16 protein-coding genes are annotated in these 19,463 nt (G+C 50.8%); all 16 read right to left on the minus strand.

Features of this window, described 5'->3' with window-relative positions:
* Nucleotides 1-18: 18 nt before the first annotated feature.
* Nucleotides 19-867 carry a metallophosphoesterase gene (locus I2H39_RS18070; RefSeq protein WP_138309563.1) on the minus strand — a complete coding sequence of 283 codons (849 nt, stop codon included), beginning with the start codon at nt 865-867 and terminating at the stop codon, nt 19-21.
* Complete coding sequence (locus I2H39_RS18075; protein WP_195627214.1) at nt 864-2,654, minus strand: diguanylate cyclase; 1,791 nt, start codon at nt 2,652-2,654, stop codon at nt 864-866. Before I2H39_RS18075 ends, I2H39_RS18070 begins: the two co-directional genes overlap by 4 nt.
* 3 nt (nt 2,655-2,657) lie before the next feature.
* Nucleotides 2,658-3,923: a hypothetical protein gene (locus I2H39_RS18080; RefSeq protein ID WP_138309565.1), complete on the minus strand. Its 1,266-nt coding sequence runs from the start codon at nt 3,921-3,923 to the stop codon at nt 2,658-2,660.
* A gap of 18 nt (nt 3,924-3,941) precedes the next feature.
* Nucleotides 3,942-5,174, minus strand: coding sequence for an O-antigen ligase domain-containing protein (locus I2H39_RS18085; protein WP_227146470.1), 1,233 nt, complete (start codon nt 5,172-5,174; stop codon nt 3,942-3,944).
* A 25-nt stretch (nt 5,175-5,199) separates the two neighbouring features.
* The gene (locus tag I2H39_RS18090; RefSeq protein ID WP_195627215.1) at nt 5,200-6,126 is read right to left on the minus strand and encodes a glycosyltransferase family 2 protein; all 927 of its coding nucleotides are present in this window, start codon (nt 6,124-6,126) and stop codon (nt 5,200-5,202) included.
* Nucleotides 6,127-6,132: 6 nt separating this feature from the next.
* Nucleotides 6,133-7,587, minus strand: a complete 1,455-nt coding sequence (locus tag I2H39_RS18095; RefSeq protein ID WP_195627216.1) for a flippase — start codon at nt 7,585-7,587, stop codon at nt 6,133-6,135.
* 39 nt (nt 7,588-7,626) lie between these two features.
* Entirely contained in the window at nt 7,627-8,799 is a 1,173-nt protein-coding gene (locus tag I2H39_RS18100) for a glycosyltransferase family 4 protein (RefSeq protein ID WP_138309568.1), read from the minus strand.
* Nucleotides 8,796-9,962, minus strand: coding sequence for a glycosyltransferase family 4 protein (locus tag I2H39_RS18105; RefSeq protein WP_319638379.1), 1,167 nt, complete (start codon nt 9,960-9,962; stop codon nt 8,796-8,798). The genes I2H39_RS18100 and I2H39_RS18105 overlap by 4 nt, the downstream gene beginning before the upstream one ends.
* On the minus strand, nt 9,955-11,151 hold the full coding sequence (locus I2H39_RS18110) for a nucleotide sugar dehydrogenase (protein WP_275892403.1): 1,197 nt from the start codon (nt 11,149-11,151) through the stop codon (nt 9,955-9,957). Before I2H39_RS18110 ends, I2H39_RS18105 begins: the two co-directional genes overlap by 8 nt.
* A gap of 86 nt (nt 11,152-11,237) precedes the next feature.
* A complete protein-coding gene (locus I2H39_RS18115; RefSeq protein WP_138309569.1) occupies nt 11,238-13,583 on the minus strand; it encodes a hypothetical protein in 2,346 nt (781 codons plus the stop codon).
* A gap of 40 nt (nt 13,584-13,623) precedes the next feature.
* A complete protein-coding gene (locus I2H39_RS18120) occupies nt 13,624-14,952 on the minus strand; it encodes a nucleotide sugar dehydrogenase (protein ID WP_195627217.1) in 1,329 nt (442 codons plus the stop codon).
* A 33-nt stretch (nt 14,953-14,985) separates the two neighbouring features.
* Entirely contained in the window at nt 14,986-15,435 is a 450-nt protein-coding gene (locus I2H39_RS18125) for a hypothetical protein (protein ID WP_195627218.1), read from the minus strand.
* 39 nt (nt 15,436-15,474) lie between these two features.
* Nucleotides 15,475-16,881, minus strand: a complete 1,407-nt coding sequence (locus I2H39_RS18130) for an oligosaccharide flippase family protein (protein ID WP_195627219.1) — start codon at nt 16,879-16,881, stop codon at nt 15,475-15,477.
* Nucleotides 16,878-17,756 (minus strand): fumarate hydratase, encoded by an 879-nt coding sequence (locus tag I2H39_RS18135; protein WP_195627220.1) that lies wholly within the window; start codon nt 17,754-17,756, stop codon nt 16,878-16,880. Before I2H39_RS18135 ends, I2H39_RS18130 begins: the two co-directional genes overlap by 4 nt.
* Nucleotides 17,757-17,789: 33 nt before the next feature.
* Entirely contained in the window at nt 17,790-18,293 is a 504-nt protein-coding gene (locus I2H39_RS18140) for a fumarate hydratase C-terminal domain-containing protein (RefSeq protein WP_138309574.1), read from the minus strand.
* Between the two features lie 14 nt (nt 18,294-18,307).
* A complete protein-coding gene (locus I2H39_RS18145) occupies nt 18,308-19,462 on the minus strand; it encodes an HpcH/HpaI aldolase/citrate lyase family protein (protein WP_138309575.1) in 1,155 nt (384 codons plus the stop codon).
* Nucleotide 19,463: the final 1 nt, after the last annotated feature.

Raw genomic sequence — 19,463 nt, forward strand, 5'->3', positions numbered from 1 at the left:
GTTCTCCGTTTTGCCGCCTTAATACCAGTTGACATCCACCACAACCAGTTCCGGCTTATTATTGATTCTGGGAATCTTGTGGCTGTTTCCAAGGCCGCGGCTTACTATGACAGTGGAATTCCCCAATTCGTGCATCCCTTCCGTCAACTCCGGGAAGATTCCCTGTTCCCCGGCATATAGTCCTCCTATGAAGGGAATCCGTATGACTCCGCCGTGGGTGTGGCCGCACAGGGCCAGGTCTATGGGCAGGTCCTCAATCCCATCCAGAAAGTACTCAGGATAGTGGACCAGCAGGAGCTTGAAGCAGGGGTCCTCCATAAACTTATCCATGAACTTCTTTCCTCCCCGCTTTTCATAGTTGGCTGTTTCATTAACCAGTCCTCCTATTTCAATCAGGCTTCCATTGACCGTGGTTTTTTCCGACGCGTTTGTGAGCAGATGGACCCCTGTCCCCTCTATATCCTTTGCAATTTCCGTCTTTCTGTCAGCGAAGTCCACAAATTCATGGTTGCCCATGACGTAATACACATCAGCAATTTGGGTCAGCTGCCCGCACAGCTCCAGCACCACATGATAGTCGTCGTTGCGGACCATGTTCATATCTCCTGTTACCGCAATGATGTCCGGCTTCAGTTTTCCTATCCTCTCCACCAGTTCCCTGTTCTTTTCCCCGAATTCCTTCAGGTGTAAATCAGACAGCTGTACAATACGGAAGCCGTTGAGAATCTTATCTGACTCCACATGGTAGAACGACACCTCCAACTGGTTCCCGTCCCATTTGATTTTCCAGGCCAGTGCTGCAGCCATGACCGCAATGGAAATGGCCGCCAGGATTAGTTTCTTTTTCTTTAATATCGGGAATTTCACCAGATTGTCCTCTCTTCCTGTTCATAGGTACAGCTAATGAGCTCATAAATCTTGTATATGCCCATGCGTCCGGACTCTGCCAGCTGGGCCGTGATTTTCACAGAGCTATCCTCCATGTCCTGCCTGATGCGGTCCTTCAGAATCTCCAGCATGAATACTGCCTTGTCAAAGGGGCATTTGTCCAGAATACACAGGATGCTGTTACCGCCGTTATATCCGATGAATCCATATTCCTTTGACAGTCCATCCAGAATCCTGCCCAAATCCCGCAGTATCTTATCTCCTGCCTCCCGTCCCAGCCTTACATTGATATCCTTCAGATTCATAATTCTCAGGTTCACGCAGGTGCACAGCTCCACCATTCCCCGCTGGTTCATGGCCTTGATATACTCGTCACAGCTCAGCCGGTTCGGCAGCTTTGTCTTCTTATCTATGTATAAGGTCCGTTCAATGATTTCCCCCAGCCTTCCCAGGATAACAGCCCCCACGCAGCCTCCACCGAAAAACAAAAGCAGCGTGATAGCCAGATACACCTTCAGGTTCAGCTTTTCCCGGGCCTTGACACTGCTGTTGATTGCCACATTTTTTCCCACCAGGTAATCATTGTATTCCTGGCCAGTCTGATAAAACAGCTCATAAAGTTCGTTGAGACGTACGGTCAGGGCATCCAGCTTCCTGTCCGTCTCCTCCCGGCTGACAGACCGGTCGGCCGCTGTCTCCTCTGAAAACATGGAGAGTATGTACTCCTTTTCCTCTATCTTCTTCTCCAGCTCGTATCTCATCTTGTTGTAGGACACATATTGATTCATCAGTGTATCGTATGTATTCTCACTGTACACAGGGTTTCCCATGTCGTCCGTCCTCTCATAGATGTCCTGCAGTATGATGGAGTCCGATGCTGACTCTCCCCTGAATGCGGCGCTGTATTCCTGGGCGGTCAGTATTTTGGGATTGTACTGTTCCATCAGGTCCAGCAGGCCGTCGGACTGCTCTGTCTCACGCTCCATCTGCAGCCTCAGGCTCTGGATGTCGGCTTTGTATGTTTCCACCAGTACATCCCTGTCCTTTGTCAGTTTTCCCGAAAGGATATCCACGTAAAGGCGGTCAATGCTTACATCCCGGATAAAGGTGTAAAGGGAGGTCAAATCGTAAAAACTGTACCCGGTCCTGGAGGAACGGAAATTCTCGTCATTGGCCCTCAGGTAGCTGAGTATATCCTCAATGGACTGTTTTATGATATCTACCTTGTCTATGTAGTCAAACTGGCTGCCCGACAGGTTCTCAATATTGTTCGGCGTAATGGACTGGGCCACATACCGTTCCCCATAATAGGTCAGGTAACTGCTTACGACTGCATTGAGTACATTCTTGGCAAAGTCCTCTGAGTATTCACTTCCAACAGAAAAGGAGATATAATATTCCGTTGGCTTCGCCTCATATACCTCGCCCTCGCTGAGCAGCGCCTCCTTTCTGGTCTGCTCCTCCTCATCGATGACAGGCTCCACGGTTATGCCGCTGCGCACAAAATCCACTTCCAGGTCCATGCCCAAAGACTCAATTGCCCTGGATACCACATTGGAGGCGTATATCTTACTCACATCAAGGTCCGCCCCGCTGGGCGTCTTTCCGTTTACAGCGCCCTCATTCGTGTAGGTAATCAGGGTGTACGCCGTATAGACCTGCCTTCTGCTGAAAAACATATAAAATATGGAGCCGCCCATGACCATGAACACGATAATCAGATATTTCCATTTTTTTATGTAATGTATGACCGGAAAATGCTCCAATTCTTATTCCTCCAACCCTTTCTTTCTCTCCTTATAAACCATGCAGCAGACAATTCCCCCATAAAACACAGCCGGGACAGCAATGGAGGGAAGAAGGTTAATCCTGCTTAAAAGTCCCCTTGGTTCCGCGTTCAGTGTAATATAATTTTTACTGTTGTATCTTGAATACTCTTTATCCAGTGCAATGGCTTTGCGGGATATGTCCTCTATCTTTTTATCCATCTCCTCCATCATGGTATTTGCCTTGGATATGCCGGAGGGATGATTTACAGAGGCTGCAATGCTGTCCCTGACAGCCTGTCTGGATTTAATTTCCTCCTGCTTCTGTTCCAACTCCTCCTTTGCCTTCACTGAATTCTCAGCCAGGTAGTCAATACCGGTCTTGGTCTTGGACATATAGAACTTTTCCTGGTTGTCCACGGAGGGCACCATAACGATTCCCGTCAGTCTGGAATCATACATTTCAATGCATTCTTCATATAGCCCGTGAATCTTGCTGCTCAGCTCATGGTTCATACGGTCCCGGTAATTCCGGTAATCCAGCACCCTGACAAATTCCTTCTTTTCTTTATAAAGACCCAGCTGCGTCACATAAGACCGGAAATTTGCCAGCGTCACCTTTCTTATATTTCCTATCTCCCCCACCAGGCCCTGGAATGTGGCTCCGTTTCCTCCTGTAAAACTGCGGTTGTAGCTCCCTTTATTCTCCAGATACTTACTGATAAGAGACAGCTTGATATAATAGTAGCTGGCTGCCTGGCTGTATTCCAGTCCGCTCAGCTTTCCTGGCTCATAACTGAGTATTTCCCGGTTATCTGTATATTCCTTATAAAAGTTCTCCAGGTATGCATAGTAAATCATCAGCAGCATATCTTCTGTGCGGACTGCATTTAGTCCCCTGTTTTTCTTATAAATCACCTTGTACTGGGTCACCACATATTCATCCTTATAATCATCGGGCAGGTCAATGCTTATGTTTTCAGCCAGCTCTTCCGGTGTTATTTCCGTGACCCCGGCCAGTTCCAGCGCCCTGGCAAGTATCTCCTCGGACTTTAGTTCATAGACGCTGAAGTAAGTACCGTTTGGATTCAGTCCCCTGGAAGCCTCCTCATAATTTAAAGAAAACCCTATAACGGCTGTATTCCGGCTTCTGTAATAAAACAGGCAGCACAGAAGAACGCTGCACAGGATGGAACAGAGGAGCAGCCTTACCCATGTTCCCCTGGCTGCTTCAGACAGAAATCCAAGCTTCTTTTTTATATCCTCCATGGTATTCCTTCACCTCCTCTATCCCCCACTCCTGCGCCTGTCCGCATATGCTGTCACGCAGACATACACGGCAATATTGATGGAATAGTAGAAAAATGTATTGTCGGTTGCGTAAGTCAGAAACATGTATATAATTGACATGATTAAAAGGGGAAGGGACTCCGCGCCAAACCGTTTCCTGACAAATTCCAGTCTGTACCATGTATTGCTCCACAGCCAGAATATGAATCCCCAGAACCCCAGTTCAATATAATATGTCATAAACTCATTGTGGGGCATGTCCTCCACCGCCAGTCCCCTGCCCAGGCTATGGTAATCCGACCACATCTTGAATATATAGCGGACTCCATTTCCTTTGAAGGACGGGCTGATTTCATAAAAATCCTTGTAGAACTCATAAATGTGGTCACGGCTCATGGTATTGACTCCCAGGCCTTCCATCAGGGAAGTATACATGCCTCTTTTTATCAGAATCAGATACCCATACGCAAACAGGAAGATAAGGGCTGCCATAACAACGGTAAATACCCGTCTTCCCTTGTACGGCAGGCGGTTATATACAGCCCCGGCCCCGCAGGCCATCAGAATTCCAATCACGTCAATCCGCTTTAATCCCACTGAAAAAAAGAAAGCCGAAACCGCAAACCCGGCTGCATAGCGCCGGTAATCCTTTATACAGAAAAGGCAGTACATGGAAAACACACCCAGCCCCTGCATCAGGTCATGCATCTCCATCTGTTCCATGGCCTTTCCCGTGGTTCCGGCAAAGGTACTGAGCAGCTGTACATATTCCGCTATCACACGGCCTGCCCCAAAACGGCGCATCACATCCGCCATAACAAGGGTTACGGTCAGTGCCATGGCGCCCAGGGTATACCAGACTGTCTTTTCGCCGAACATATAGTAGGCCGCGGCTATGCAGAGCACATTCAGCACAGCGCACAGGATATTGATGGTGCCGCGGACAATAAAGCCTGTTTCAGGGCAATTAACCAGCCATATCATCATAGATATGACTTCAATGCCGGCCAGGGGCACCAGCCATATAAGGGACATCCGGGCCACAAACCCCAATCCCTGAAAATCCGCGGTAACCAGAACACGCAGCATAGCCAGTAAAATGACCATCACGTCCATCACATAGCGCATATTCACCGGCAGAACAGGCAGTCCGCCCCGGTATTCAGCGGAGGCATAAAATGCGGCAGTCATAAACATGATATAGGCTGCCGCCGGAATACACCTTTTCATAACATCTGATAGGAAATCATCCATACTATACCGCTGTACCCTTCAGCCTTTTTGTATGCAGGCTGTTCCTGAATCTGAGCTCTTCCGGTTCAGACAGCAGGGCAAGGAACAGGTATGCCCCCGCAGCCATACAGTACCCGGCTCCCCTAAGAAACATTTTATTCTGAAAGCACTGTCTGGCCAGCAGAAATCCGAAGTGGCAACGGCTGGTGCGGCCTGCATATGGCCTGTATATGGCATAAACCCTTGAAAGGCCGTCAAAGGCCTTCCTGCTGCTTTTGGTAATCTGTTCCCCTTCATGCTGCACATGCTCAAACAGGTACAGAGGCACCCCTGCGCACCGGTAGCTGCGGCTCACCCGTATCCACATTTCGTAATCCTGCCTGGCAGGCTGTCCGGGGTCAAACAGACCGCAGGAAGCAAAGACCTCCCTGCGCAGCATTGCCTGGGAAGTGGTGCCTATATAATCACCGTACAGCATATCCTGAAAGCTGACCTCCTCCAGGAAACTTGCAGACATATTGTAAGGCCTTCTGTCCCTGACAGCTCCCCTGCTGTCCAGCCTGACCTGATACCCCTTGGAGTACACCAGTCCCATATCCGGCTTTGCAAACGCTGCCACCTGATGCTCTGTTTTCTCCGCCATCCAGCAGTCATCGTCATCCAGAAAGGCGATGTAAGCGCCATGTGAGCACAGAATTCCCAGATTGCGTGAAACCTGGGCCCCCAGATTCACCTGGTTCCGTATATAATAAACAGGGAGTTCCCGGTCCTTATACTGTTCCAGCCCCTGTTCAATTCCGTACCGGTCTGCATCCGGCCCATTGTCATCCACCACAATGAGCTCCAGCCGTGAATAGGTCTGATTGAATACGGAATCAATGCTTTTTCTTACCATCTCAAAATCCCTGTGGTATGTGGTAATGACCACGCTGACCAATGTATCCTTCATAATCCCTCACTTCCGTTTTCCCTTCCATGCGTTCCAGTATTCTTTGAAGCCGGCCCTGTGCAGATATACTGCACAGGGAGCTGCCAGAACCATGTACACAGCTGCGCCTGCCAGAATTTCACAGCCAATGAGCAGGGCGTCCCCCATATGGGGACGAAGCTCTTCTGCAATGGCCCTGACCACTGCATACATGACCAGGCCGCAGAACATATAACAGCTTCCTGACCTCAGATAAACAAAAAAATCCAGTTCCCTTTTCACACAGTACATCTGATACAGCATGACGCAGCCCTCTGCTGCCACGGTTCCCGCCACAGCCCCCAGGGCGCCGCGGGAAGGAATGAGACACAGGTTTACCAGAAGGTTCACAGCCGCCCCCAGCCACACGGACTGAAGATACACCTTATCCCTGCACCGCGGAATCAGATACTGGGTCCTCACCACGTTTGCACATGCAACCATGATGATGGTGCACGACATAAGCTGAATCAGGGGTCCGGTCCCTGCAAAGCTGCTGCCGAAGAAAAAAGGAGCAAAGTCATTTGCAACGGCTGCTATCCCAAAAGCCATGGCCGAGGATGAGAACATGACAAATTCCATGGAACGGGCGGTATACTGCTCAATAAGCCCTGTTTCCTCCCTGGATATGAGATAGGACATCCTGGGCAGCATCACCGTACCCAGGGCCGTAATCACGCCCTTGGGTATATTGATAATTTTCTCTACATTCTCATAGTATCCGCTCTGTTCCATGACAGAGAGGCTGCCCAGCATGACCTTATCCATCCTCTGATAGACAGACACAGCCACCACCGGTACAAACAGGACAGCCAGCTTTGGAATATGTTTTTTTGCCCTGGTCCATTCCGGCCGTCTGAAATCCATGTATTTCCCAACCTGCGTCCACAGCACAAGATTGCCCAGAAGAACGCTGCATGCCATGATAAGCACGTAAATCCACAAATCCTGCTGTTCCTTCACAAAGGCAAATACAGACAGCACAGCCAGTCCCTTTATCACCACGTTCCGCGTGACTGTCAGTCTGAATTCCTCCAGGCCAAAAAACATCCAGTTAATATCCGCCATGGAATTTAATACAGTCAGTATCTGGATTGCTGACACCCGGCGCAGTCCGGGACTGCAAAAGAAACGAAGATAGCAGGCATATCCTGACATGGCTGTCATGGTCAGCACAATCTGCCAAAACCAGATATTCCAGAACTCCCGGCTCCTCTTCTCACGGTCATCCCGTACCGCTGCAATGCTCCTGTTTCCATAATGATTCACTCCCAGCATCCCAAACAGGGCAGCCATACCCGCAATGGAGTATGTGTATGAGTAAACTCCAACGCCCTGGGCCCCCAACACCCGTGAGACATAGGGCGACAGGACCAGAGGCAGTATAAACAAAAGTATCTGGTAGAGCATGTTATAAGCGAGATTCTTTTTCAGGTCCGACATTCCATCCCCCATTCCATCCCTTTATCCGGTCCCGGGTGTTCAGCCGGACACCGGCCCAGCCCCGCCGCCGTCCAGGACCTGGCGGTATTGGGCAAGGAACCGGGGCGCAAGCACGTCCCAGGTATAGCCTTCCGCCACGGTCCGGTGGGCGCTGCGCCCTATCTGCTCCATCCGCGCCCGGTCCCCGTGAAGCCGAACAATCAGCCTGGCCCATATTACGGCATCCAGCTGCAGGCAAAATCCGTTTTCCCCATCCCGTATCATCATTGTGGAACCGCCGTTGTGTGTTGTCAGGACCGCCAGTCCGTAGTACATTGCCTCCAGCAGCACCATGCCGAATATGTCGTAGCGGGTGGGCAGAAGAAAGAAATCCGATGCCTGGTATAGGCCGGACAGGTACTTCTGCTCCATTCTCTCAGCATACCGGATATAGGGCATAAGCCCCTCCCTTTGTGCGTATGACCAGCACATTTTTGTATACTCAGGTTTCCCGGTCCCCACCAGGTTCAGAACCGCCTCCTGTCCCATATCCAGGATAGCCTTCATGGTTTCCAGAATAAACAGGATGTTCCTGCCCGGGTCCAGGTGGCCGATATAAAGAAGCCGGATTGCCGTCCCTTTCCTCCCAGCCTCCCGGATATATTCCGGAATCTCTTCCCCGCAGGTTTCCAGGGCGTCCATATCCATGCCCACTCCAAGGGTTTTGATGTCTTCCCGGAGGATTCCCTTGGACAGCAGGAACTGCATGGCCAGGCGGCTCTTAACAATAAACCTAGTGCGGTTTCTGAGATATGTCTTCAGAAGAAACAGGTCAAAGACCCTGCACATGGCATGGTACCTTTGGTTATGCTCCGAATAATAGGGTCCGTGATAGACCACTGTCTTTCCCGGATATTGCTTTGCAAGCAGCCATGTCTCCAGCTGGTTATACTCCCCTGACTGGATAATGTCATAGCTGTCCGCCAGCTTTTTCATACCTGGAAATACCGTGTTATGGAACAGGCTGATTCCCTTCTTGTAATAAATACAGATGTGCCTGTCCTCCTCAAACACATAATCAATCTGTTCCTCATCCCTGTCTGTCCAAAATACAACCCCGCAGGTATTTCCCATGCGCACAAGGGATTTTGCCAGCCCCAGTTCCTGGATATTGTAGGTTCTGCGCCTGACATCCATATAGCTTGGAAAGTTTCTGACAATTAGAATTTTCATTGCGTCCTGTCCTCTTCCTTTCCCTTTTTTCTCACATCCTCATACACACACAGAAGCTGCTCCACAGCCGAATCCCAGTTGTAGCGGCTGCGCACGAATTCAATCTGCCCTACACTGTCATGGACCCCCTCATCCTGTTTCAGAAGACCTTCCAGGCGCTGCTTAAGCATGGGGACATCCCCTCTGGGAAAACTGGATGCAAAACCCGCCGCTGTGTCCAGATTCTCTTCAATATCGCTGACCAGGCACCGGACGCCATAACTCAATGCCTCCAAAAGGCTGATGGACATGCCCTCCACATCGCTGGGCAACACATAGACGGAGCAGTTGGCCAGCAGTTCCTCCAGCACCCTCCCCTGGACAAAGCCCGTCAGCAGTATCCTGGAATCCTCCTGGGCCATATCCCTGATTTTTTTCACATAGGCATCATTCCTGGTCAGTTCCCCTGCTATGACCAGACGTTTATCCGTATCCGTCATTTTATAGGCATCTATCAGATTATGCAGGCCCTTTTCCGGTACCAGCCTTGCCAGAAAAAGAATATACCCGTTCCGTTCAAGGCCCCAGACCCGGCCGATTTCCACAGGTTGCGGAGAAGGCTTTACATTTACCCCGTTGGGAATATAGATTGCTTTCCGGTTGTATATATCCTTAAAATAGCGCCTGTTTCCAATGGACAGAACCAATAGGGCATCGGAATACCGGGCAGAGTTCCGTTCGCCCCACCGCAGATACCTTGTGGCGAATCCTCCCCACTTTACTCTCTGCCAGTCCAGCCCATGGATAGTAACCACAACAGGTATACCCAATAACCTGGGAATAAATGCCATGGCCCCGGGTCCCTCCGCATGAAAATGAATCACGTCGTAGCCCCCAAAAACCGCTCTGACGGCCGCCAGAACCGAATAGACAAAGGCGTTCAGGGCTGTGCGTCTGAAGGTGGGAATCCTTATAAGCCTGATGCCTTTGTATTCCCGGGGCATTTTATTTCCACCTCCTCCGTGCCAGCGGTTATAACAGTCTACCTGGTGCCCCATGGCAGCCAGGCGCACGGACAGTTCCTCCACCACAATCTCGATTCCGCCTTCCCTGGATGGCACGCGTTTATGTCCAATCATAGCAATTTTCATGCTGTCCCCGCCCTTCTCTTTTGTATCAGTCACATCCGAATAAATCCCTGGTGTAGATTTTGTCTTTTACATCCTCCAGCTCCTCGTCATACCGGTTAGCCACGATTACATCCGATATCCTCTTAAATTCCTCCAGGCTGCGGATTACCCTTATTCCCATATATGACCTGTCACTGACAGCCGGTTCATAAATGGCCATCCGGGCATTGCTTGCAGCCAGCCGCTGCATAACTCCCAAAATAGCTGCATGCCGGAAATTGTCGGAATCAGCCTTCATGGTCAGCCGGTAGATTCCGGTCACTGTCCCGGATTTTTTAAGGACCTGCTCCGCTATAAAATTCTTCCTGATATCATTGGCATCCACAATGGAGGATATAAGGCTGTTGGGTATGTTCCCATAATCAGCCCGGAGCTGCCTGGTATCCTTGGGGAGGCAGTATCCTCCGTACCCAAAGGACGGGTTGTTGTAGTGGTCCCCGATTCTGGAATCCAGGCAAACCCCGTCAATGATGTTCCCGGAGTTTAACCCGTATACCTGGGCGTATGTATCCAGCTCATTAAAAAAAGCCACCCGCATGGCCAGGTATGCATTGGCAAACAGCTTCACAGCCTCTGCCTCCGACGGGTCCATATAAAGGACCGGTACTTCCTGCTTAAGGGCTGCATCTGTTAAAAGTCCTGCAAATATACGTCCTTTTTCCATCTGGAACCCGCTTCCTGCATCCACGCCCATGATGATACGGGACGGGTACAGGCTGTCCTCCAGTGTTTTCCCCTCCCGCAGAAACTCCGGTGAAAACAGAATTCGTTCTGTCCGGAACCGGCTGCAAAGTTTCCTGGTATATCCTGCGGGAACCGTGGATTTTATGACAATGCAGGCATCCGGATTCACCCTATGCGCCTGCTCCGCCACTGTTTCCACCGAAGTTGTGTCAAAACGGTTTTTCTCCGGGTCATAATCAGTGGGCGTGGCAATAACAATAAAATCCGCATCCTCATAGGCTGCCTCTGCATTGGTTGTGGCCCGCAGGTTAAGCGGAACCTCCCTCAGGTATGCTTCCAGGCCGTCCTCCGCCACCGGCGACTGCCTTCTGTTAATCATATCCGCCTTCTCCTCCACAATATCCACTGCACAGACAGCATTATCCCGTGCAAGCAGCACAGCATTGGCCAGTCCCACATATCCGATTCCCGCCACTGCTATCTTCATCTGCTTTTTCATTCTTATCCCCTCTCTTATCCCCTTTCCCATGTATGCCGGGGCTCTCTCCTTTTCATGCAGGATGCAGGCGGGACCTGCGCCCGGGGTTAATATGCAGCCGCTGCCTCAGGCGCCAGCAGCTCCGCCGTCTCATCCGACCCATAGACAAGTATCCTGCCGCCGCTTCCAATCACCCACCTCCGGCCGTCTCCATCTGTCACTTTGGTGTTCTTCATAATCTTTCCGCTGGAATTCAGAAGCCGCTTTCCCTCCCCCGGAATGTCAAACGCCTCGTATCTGGCGGCGGAATCCGCTTTCTGCATTTTACCCTTATAATAAAAACGGCCGTCCTTAATGCCGGTGATTCCCTTTCCCTTCAGGTCAAAATAATACCGGGAAGGGGAACCGCTTATGCCGTCGTCCAGCATGGTCTTTCCTGTGACGCATTTCCGGTCGCCTTCCGGTCCCTTGCAGTAGTAGAATTCCCCTTCCGCCTCCACCAGCCCGGACTGGGCCGCGCCGTACATATCAAAGACATAATAGCTGCCCCGCACTTTTTCCACCGAATAGCTGTCCCTGCCTGCGCACAGCGGTTTTCCGGACCGGTCGAAATAATACCATTCCTTCTGGCCGAAGCTGCCCAGGTCAGAAGGCCCGTCCAGCTTAAGCCAGGCTCCCTGCACCTTTTCCCCCTCTGTGAAAGTCCCCTCCGTTTCATCTTCCTGCTGATGGAAGTATCTGTATCCCTTTATCTCCGGTGAGGTGTCAGAGAGCTTTACCCAGCCCGTGTACATGATGCCGTTTGCATCAAAACAGTACTCCTTCCCATCCACCCTCATCTCCCTCCTGCCGCCTGGGGAGCGTTTCTTCCTGCCGGAGGACCTGTTAAAATAAAAATAGGCATATTGTCCGTGCTCCTGTACATAATCCACCACGGCAGAGTTATCCATCCAGCTTGCCGGTATCTCAAGCCACTGCCAGCCGCAAGCCCTGGCGCCGTCTTCACCGCAGTAATAGTAAGAATCCTCCTCCTCGTCATCATCTGCTTCCTCTGTCAGCCAGCCCGTGCGCATAATGCCCGCGCTGTTAAAGCAATACGATTTTCCGTCAATCTTATACCAGCCGTCCATGCGCACATATCCGTCGGGTCCTGCATAATACCAATGGTTATACTCTGCATCCCTGGAATCCAGTCCGCTGATTACAAACCACTGATTGCGGTACAGAACACCATCAGGTCCTGCATACTGTTTCCGGCCGTTGTCCTGTGTCAGCCACCGTTTACGGTAATTAACTCCGTTGGAATCAAAATAATAGCTCCTTCCATCCAGCTCCCTGATGCCGCCCCGGAGAACTGCCCCTGATTCTGATGCATAGTACCAGCTCTCCGTCACCGCGCCTGTGGAAGGGTTGGTATTCTCAATCCTGAACCAGCCGTCATCCTGAAGGATTCCATCCTCGCCCAGATAATACTTTCCGCCATTGCCGTCCGTATACCAGCGTTTCCTGTAATTCAGGCCGCCGGCTTCAAACAAATACCAGTTTCCATCCTTTTCCCGCCAGCCATTGCGCCATACGACCCCATTGGGTTCCGCATAATACCAGTTTGTGTGTTCCTGCCCGCCTCCTGTTGAGGTGATGGAAAACCAGCCATTCTGTACCGCCCCGTCCTGGTCCGCATAGTACCTGTCATCCCCCAGGTTGAACCACCTGCTGCGGTAAACCGTACCGTTGGAATCAAAATAGCACGTCCGGCCGTCTGCCCTGTGCCAGCCGTCCCTTAAAAGGGCGCCGTCCTCAGCTGCATAATACCAGTTCGTAAAGGTCTTTCCCTTTCCGTCAGAAGAATCCACACTGAACCATCCCGGCCCCTTCCTGGCTCCGTCCTGGTCCACGTAAAAGCGCCTGTCATCCAGATTGAGGAATGTCTTCCTGGGTGAGCTCCCTCCTGAATAAAAGTAGTAATACTTCCCTCCCAGCTCATGCCAGCCGCTCTTCCGTATGGCTCCGTCCCCGCCTGCATAGTACCAGCTGGTCCCCTGCCGCCCGGAGGGCAATGTGGGCTTTGACACAAGGCTGAACCACTCATTCTCGTATCTGGAACCATCCTGGCGCACCCGGCAGCGCACCTCCCCTGCATCCACCCAGCTGTCCCTGACCATATGGCCGTCCCTGCCAACATACCGCAGCGTGCCGTCCGGCCATGGCAGCCACCGGCTTGTCAGCTTTTTGCTGTTTTCCATGTATATCCACTGCTGTGAGGCATCCTGCTGCCAGCCCTCTGCAGGCCGGGGCTGTACCGCCTCTTCCGGCTGGCCCGGGGTCTGTACCGGCTCTTCCGGCTGTTCCAGAGTCTGCTCCGTCTCTTGGGGCTGACCCAGGACCGGACTGGCGGATGATGCAAGGATTGCTGCTGTGACAGCGGCAATCCTGATAATTTTTCTTCCTGTCATTTGCGTTTCCCCTCAGTCAATCCCTTCCATATATGCTGTGTCACAGCCTCCAGTAGCGGAAACCGGCCCGTTCCATTTCAGGCTTATTAAATAGGCTCTTTACGTCAATCAGGACCTTTTCCTCCCCTCTGACATGCTTGAACATATTATCCAGTTCCCCTGGAGCCAGGCTCCTGAATACCTCATGGGCAACCGCCACAATGATGCAGTCCGCATTATACGTTCCGGGATACGGCGTGACGGACACCCCATACTCGGCTTCTACGTTGGCCGGGTCTGCCAGCGGGTCCGCCACCCGGGGACAAATCCCATACTCTTTCAGGCGTTTTATAATATCATATACCCTGCTGTTTCTGATATCCGGACAGTTCTCCTTAAAGGTCATGCCTAAAATCACCACCGCTGCCTGCCGGACCGTCTTGCCTGCCAGGACCATCTGTTTGATTGCCGCATCTGCCACAAAGGCTCCCATACCGTCGTTTACCTTTCTTCCGGACAGTATGATTTGGCTGTGATACCCCTGCTTTTCCGCCTCATATGTAAAATAATAGGGGTCCACACCAATACAGTGTCCACCCACCAGCCCCGGACGGAATTTCAGAGCATTCCATTTTGTATCCATTCCCGCCGCAACCTCCTCTGTATCAATCCCCATCCTGTCAAATACAATGGCCAGCTCATTCATGAATGCAATGTTAATATCCCTCTGGCTGTTCTCCGCCACTTTAATGGCCTCTGCCGCCTTAATGGATGAAACCCTGTACGTTCCCGCCGCTATGACGATATCGTATACATCTGCAATTACTTCCAGGGACTCCCTGTCCATCCCCGAGACAATCTTTGTAATATTTTCCAGCTTGTGTTTCCTGTCTCCCGGATTAATACGCTCCGGTGAATATCCAACCTTAAAATCCCTTCCGGCTGACAGGCCGGATTCCTTTTCCAGGATTGGAATGCATACATCCTCAGTCACTCCCGGATATACCGTGGATTCAAATACCACCACGGAACCCCTGCACAGATTGCGCCCCACCATTGTGCCCGCGCAGATGACCGGTGACAAATCAGGCGTATGGTCCTGGTTCACCGGGGTGGGAACCGCAACTATGTGGAACCGCGCTTCCCGCAGACGGGCCTCGTCGCAAGTAAAGTCAATGGTTGTATTCCTTATGGCATCATCCCCCACCTCCTGGGTAGGGTCTGTCCCTGCCTGGTATAGGCCAATCTTATGCCGGTCCAGGTCAAAACCAATTACCCTGACTCCCTTTTCCGCAAATGCAATGGCTATAGGTATGCCCACATACCCCAGCCCCACCACAGAAACCGCCGCCTTTTTCCGCATGATATCCTCGTAAAGATTTCCTTCCATGCACCTCTCCCTTTCCGGCTTTCTTACTGCCTGTTACCCCTCTTTTGTATTCTTTGCATATATCGCCTCTAAATAAGGGACTGTATCCGCGGCCCAGGAATATTCCGGCATGTATTTTCCCGTGTAAGCGGACAGGAACTTCCCGTTTCCCTTCAGCAGTTCATATGAATCACATTCAAACAGCCCGGTATCAACTGCGTACACGCCTCTTCTGTGAATCAGAAGATTTTCACATCCGTATTCCCTCAAAATGCGCCGGAGCCGGTAACTGACCACCCTTAAGTTGCTCTTGGACAATTTCTCCGGCTTGTCTCCATATAAAAGAGAGGCAAGCTCTGCCAGCGGCACGCTTGCTCCTCTCTTATTCACCAGGACAGCCAGCAGCTCCTTTGACTTCCTGCATGAAAAATACATTCTTTCCTTATCCGCAAAAACATCAAATCCATTAAATGTCTGTATAAAAATTTCCCGTTTTTCCGTCATACATGTCCTCTCTCCAAAATGGCCCTTCTGATACCCAATCTAACCCTTAGCGCCCTTTCTGGCCATATCCAAAACAGTCCGGAGCAAATCAGCGTTGGCCCATACCCCATATGCGGCTGTGACGGCTAAGGCCATTACCTGAACGGTTGTGGAACCTGAGTAAAAAGCAAAGGTTAATAGAACACCCATTGCAATAGAACTCAGGGCAGCCGCCCTTTTAATCCGCATATGCACGGTTCTGTTAATTTCAACATACCGTATGATAAACATGACCAGAAATGCAATCAGGCTGGACAGGGACGCTGCATATAAACCAATCCGGTTGATAAACATTAGGTCTGCGGTGAGATTTATGACTGCTGCGGCAGCCGAGGTATAAGCAACCTTTTTTGACTGCTTGGCCGCAATGTAAACACAGCTGTATAAGCCTACCAGGACTCTGAACAGCATTGCATACATAAGAATCAGAACCTGGTTGTATCCTTCCCTGTATTTGGCATTTACCATAACAGGAAATATAAAGGGCATCACTGCCACCACCCCGAAACACGCAGATGCAAATATCTTAAAAAACATGGTAACCATATCTGTCAGAAAGACATCGCGGTCCTCGTCATTAAAATGCAGTGATACGGATTCCGTCCAGGATAAATTCACAATATTGTAAAAGCTTATGAACACACTGGGAAATTTGCTGGACACTGTAAAAATCCCATTTGCCGCCAGTCCGATAAAATGGGAAATGACCGTTCTGTCCGATGCGTTAACCACCCACCACGCCAGATTATTGGGAATCAGGGGCAGTGAATAGCTGAGGACGCTCCGGAACAGGCTGTATTTTGCCCGCTTGACTGAAAAGTACTTCCAGCACCTGACACTGACTGCCAAATAGATAATTGTAAAAACCTGGGACAGCAAGGTGGCAGTCATCAGCCCTTTTAATCCCCATTTAAACACGGTCAGGGTAATGACATTAAAAAACACGGTGGAGGACGCGGATATAAATCCCGCAACCGCATATTTTGTATTGTCTCCAAGTCCCCTGACAAATTGAAGGAGAATTGCGGTGTACACGTGCAGTATGACATAAGCCAGCAGAAATTCCCCATTTGCAATTGACAGCAGCGGCCTTATGAGGAAGAAAATACCGGCATAGGCTCCCGATTGAATCGTACCGGAGATAAGTATGGTTGAAAAAAGCTGGGACTGTGCTCTGTGATTTCCACGTTTCTCCAGCAGAAACCGGAACAGCCCCTGGTCAAACTGCCAGTTAACCAATGGCAGCAGCAGGGTGGCATAGGTCACAAGCAGGTCAAAGGTTCCATAGTCCTTTGTGTCCAGAACCGCCGTATACAACGGCAGCATCAAAAAGCTTATGCTCTGTGTGCATATTTTTCCAAATGCTAATATTACGGTATTTTTTGCAAGCTCTTTTTCCCTGCTCATCTGTCACTCTGACCTTCCTGACCCAAATCAACACTTGCTATCCTGGGTTCAAAGCAGCAGCATGGCCTCATGCAGACCACCCTTACGCCGCTGGCCCGCTGCGGCCCCACCTTCATAAAAGTGGCCAGGACCGTGTGCCTCCCCCCCAGCCCCAGAGGACCAGTCCCTGCCAGATTCACACGTTTTGTAATCTCCCTCTCCATATCACTCTGATGTGAATAGGAACCATCCACAAGCGCCAGAAGCATCATGGATGCCGCCTCATAATGGGAACGCCCGATTCCAACGCCAAGGGTGCACGGGGTACACCCCAGAAGGGGAGCTGACTCCTTTGCCCATGATACAATCTCATCCAGTACGGTACGGACACTGTGTTTATGAAATACCCGGTATGTCTTTGCCCTGATTGCGGGTCCTCCCCCAAACATCAGGATATGCAGCCGGACCGTATTCCCTTCCGTACGGCGTATCAGGACAGGCGCTGCCTCCAGGGCGCCGGGGTCTGTATCCAGGCCCAATGACTGGTCCAGCCGCTGTGCCTCATCTCCTCTTACCGCCATGGGTCTTCCCGGCAGACGGCGCAGTCCCTGGCGCACCCCTTCCTGTATTGATTCCAGCATGAGGCCGGTTACTGCTGCGTCTGTTCCTATCTCCAGGACCACATGGGGTATCCCGGTATCATCGCACAGCGGGCTGGAATGTGCTTCAGCTGTTTCTGCATTTTGTAATATGGTTTCCATTGTCCACTTTGCCAGTGCATTTGTCTCAGCTTCAATTGCCTGTTCGTAAGCCGCCTTTTTATCAGGAAGAAAGGAAGAGCCTGCACGGACAAGGGTCCGGCTCACTTTCTCAACTATATTTTTATCAAAATCCATCCTGTCCTCCTCAGGGCTTGTCCTGACATCGCCCTAATAGATACTCTCATTGTGCGCGGCCCCAATAATGGCCGGAAAGTCCCTCACCAAAAGCTCATAGAAAGCTTCCATCCCCAGTTCCGGGAAGGCTGCGGTTCTTTGCCATAATGTATTCTCCTTTAACAGCGCGGTCACAGGGGGAATAACCGCATAGACAGAGTTGAAATCATTCAGCACTGCAATGGTTTCCTTCCCCACTGCCCCCTTTCCCAAATGGAGCTTTACACCGGCCATTGACAGCGCCCGGAAGCTGCCCTCAATCTCCAGCTTATTGCTGGATGTAGGGCCGATGCCTGCCGGGCTGACCGCCGTATGGAATATCACGCTTCCCTGCAGGTCGATTCCATGCTGCCCCAGAGTCCCTGTTTCTGTTAACCCGCATATTCTGGGCAGGACAGCATCCCTTCCGCAGTAAATCTTCCCCGATATAAGCACTGTGTCGCCGGCATGCAGGTTCCCGGCAGCCTCTTCCGATATGGGGGTTACAAGTCGTTTCATATTTGCTGCCCCCCTTAATCCGGCTGTTCAGACGAAAAGAGCTTTATGTAGCTGTGCTCATTTTCAATGACCCCGTATGCACGGGACCTCATATAAATCCTGGCAGCCCAGTTGGTATGGGGTTTTACTTCGTTCATCTTATTTCCGTTCCTGCCCTTAAATACTCCGCCTGCTTCACTGCTGAGAATATTCACCGCATCCTGATATTCCTCGTTTGTGACGGCCTGCATTGCATTGACATACTTGATATGGGACGGATGGATTACGGTCCTCCCCACAAATCCATTTGCCTTATCCAGAATCACCTCCCGCAGCAGACCGTCAATCTCTGAATTAATGATGGGAATCCGCTTCATCAGGCAGTCTTCTATATCATAGCTTGGAAGCTCCTCAAACATCATCTGCTTGCTGGCCCTGAAATACTCCCACACAGGACCTGACACAACATAGTCATTATTTCTGCCAAACAGATTCAGGATGTCGGACAGGCATTCCCTTACCGTCAAAATATCATAAATTGAATAGTCCACGCCCCTGCGCACGCCAAAGCAGGAAGAAAAGTCAGTGGCGCCCACCCGGACCTGCAGCACCATATCCTTATATTGATTCAGAATCTCACGGATTCCTGTCAGCTCTTCCATCCGCGTCTCTTTAAAGGCCACCTCTGAATCTTCAATAATAGGCATTCCGTATATGATTTCACCGAAGGTTTCATTCAGCTGCTTTAGATACTGCATATACGCCTGGCCGTTGTGGGTATTGAATTTCGGAAAATTGATTCCCGCCAGCACCTTTACATGTTTGCGGGTCAGCTGCTCTGAGAAATGGATGAACTGCTGCTGGTTCCTGACCCTGCAGAAAATAAGGGGCAAATCATCGTATGTAAGCTCATGGTTATCAATGGCCGTACTGAATCTGTCCAGCATCCTGATAACGTTTTTTTCCGCCTCTTCAACCTGTCCTTCCGGGCAGGCGTCCTCAAAGCAGAACACCATGGAGGTCAGACCCGGAAGTTCACGGTTCAATACCTTTCTGGAAAAATCTTTTGTTCCCGGCATATACATGGTTGCTCCCAGACAATACTGAAGCAGCTCCCTCTCCGTATATTTGCAAAAGTCCTCCGGCGGCACAACAAACTTAAAATCGGAATTATACTGATGGTGTCTCATC

Source organism: Clostridium sp. 1001283B150225_161107_B6, from assembly GCF_015556325.1.
GTDB lineage: Bacteria > Bacillota > Clostridia > Lachnospirales > Lachnospiraceae > Enterocloster.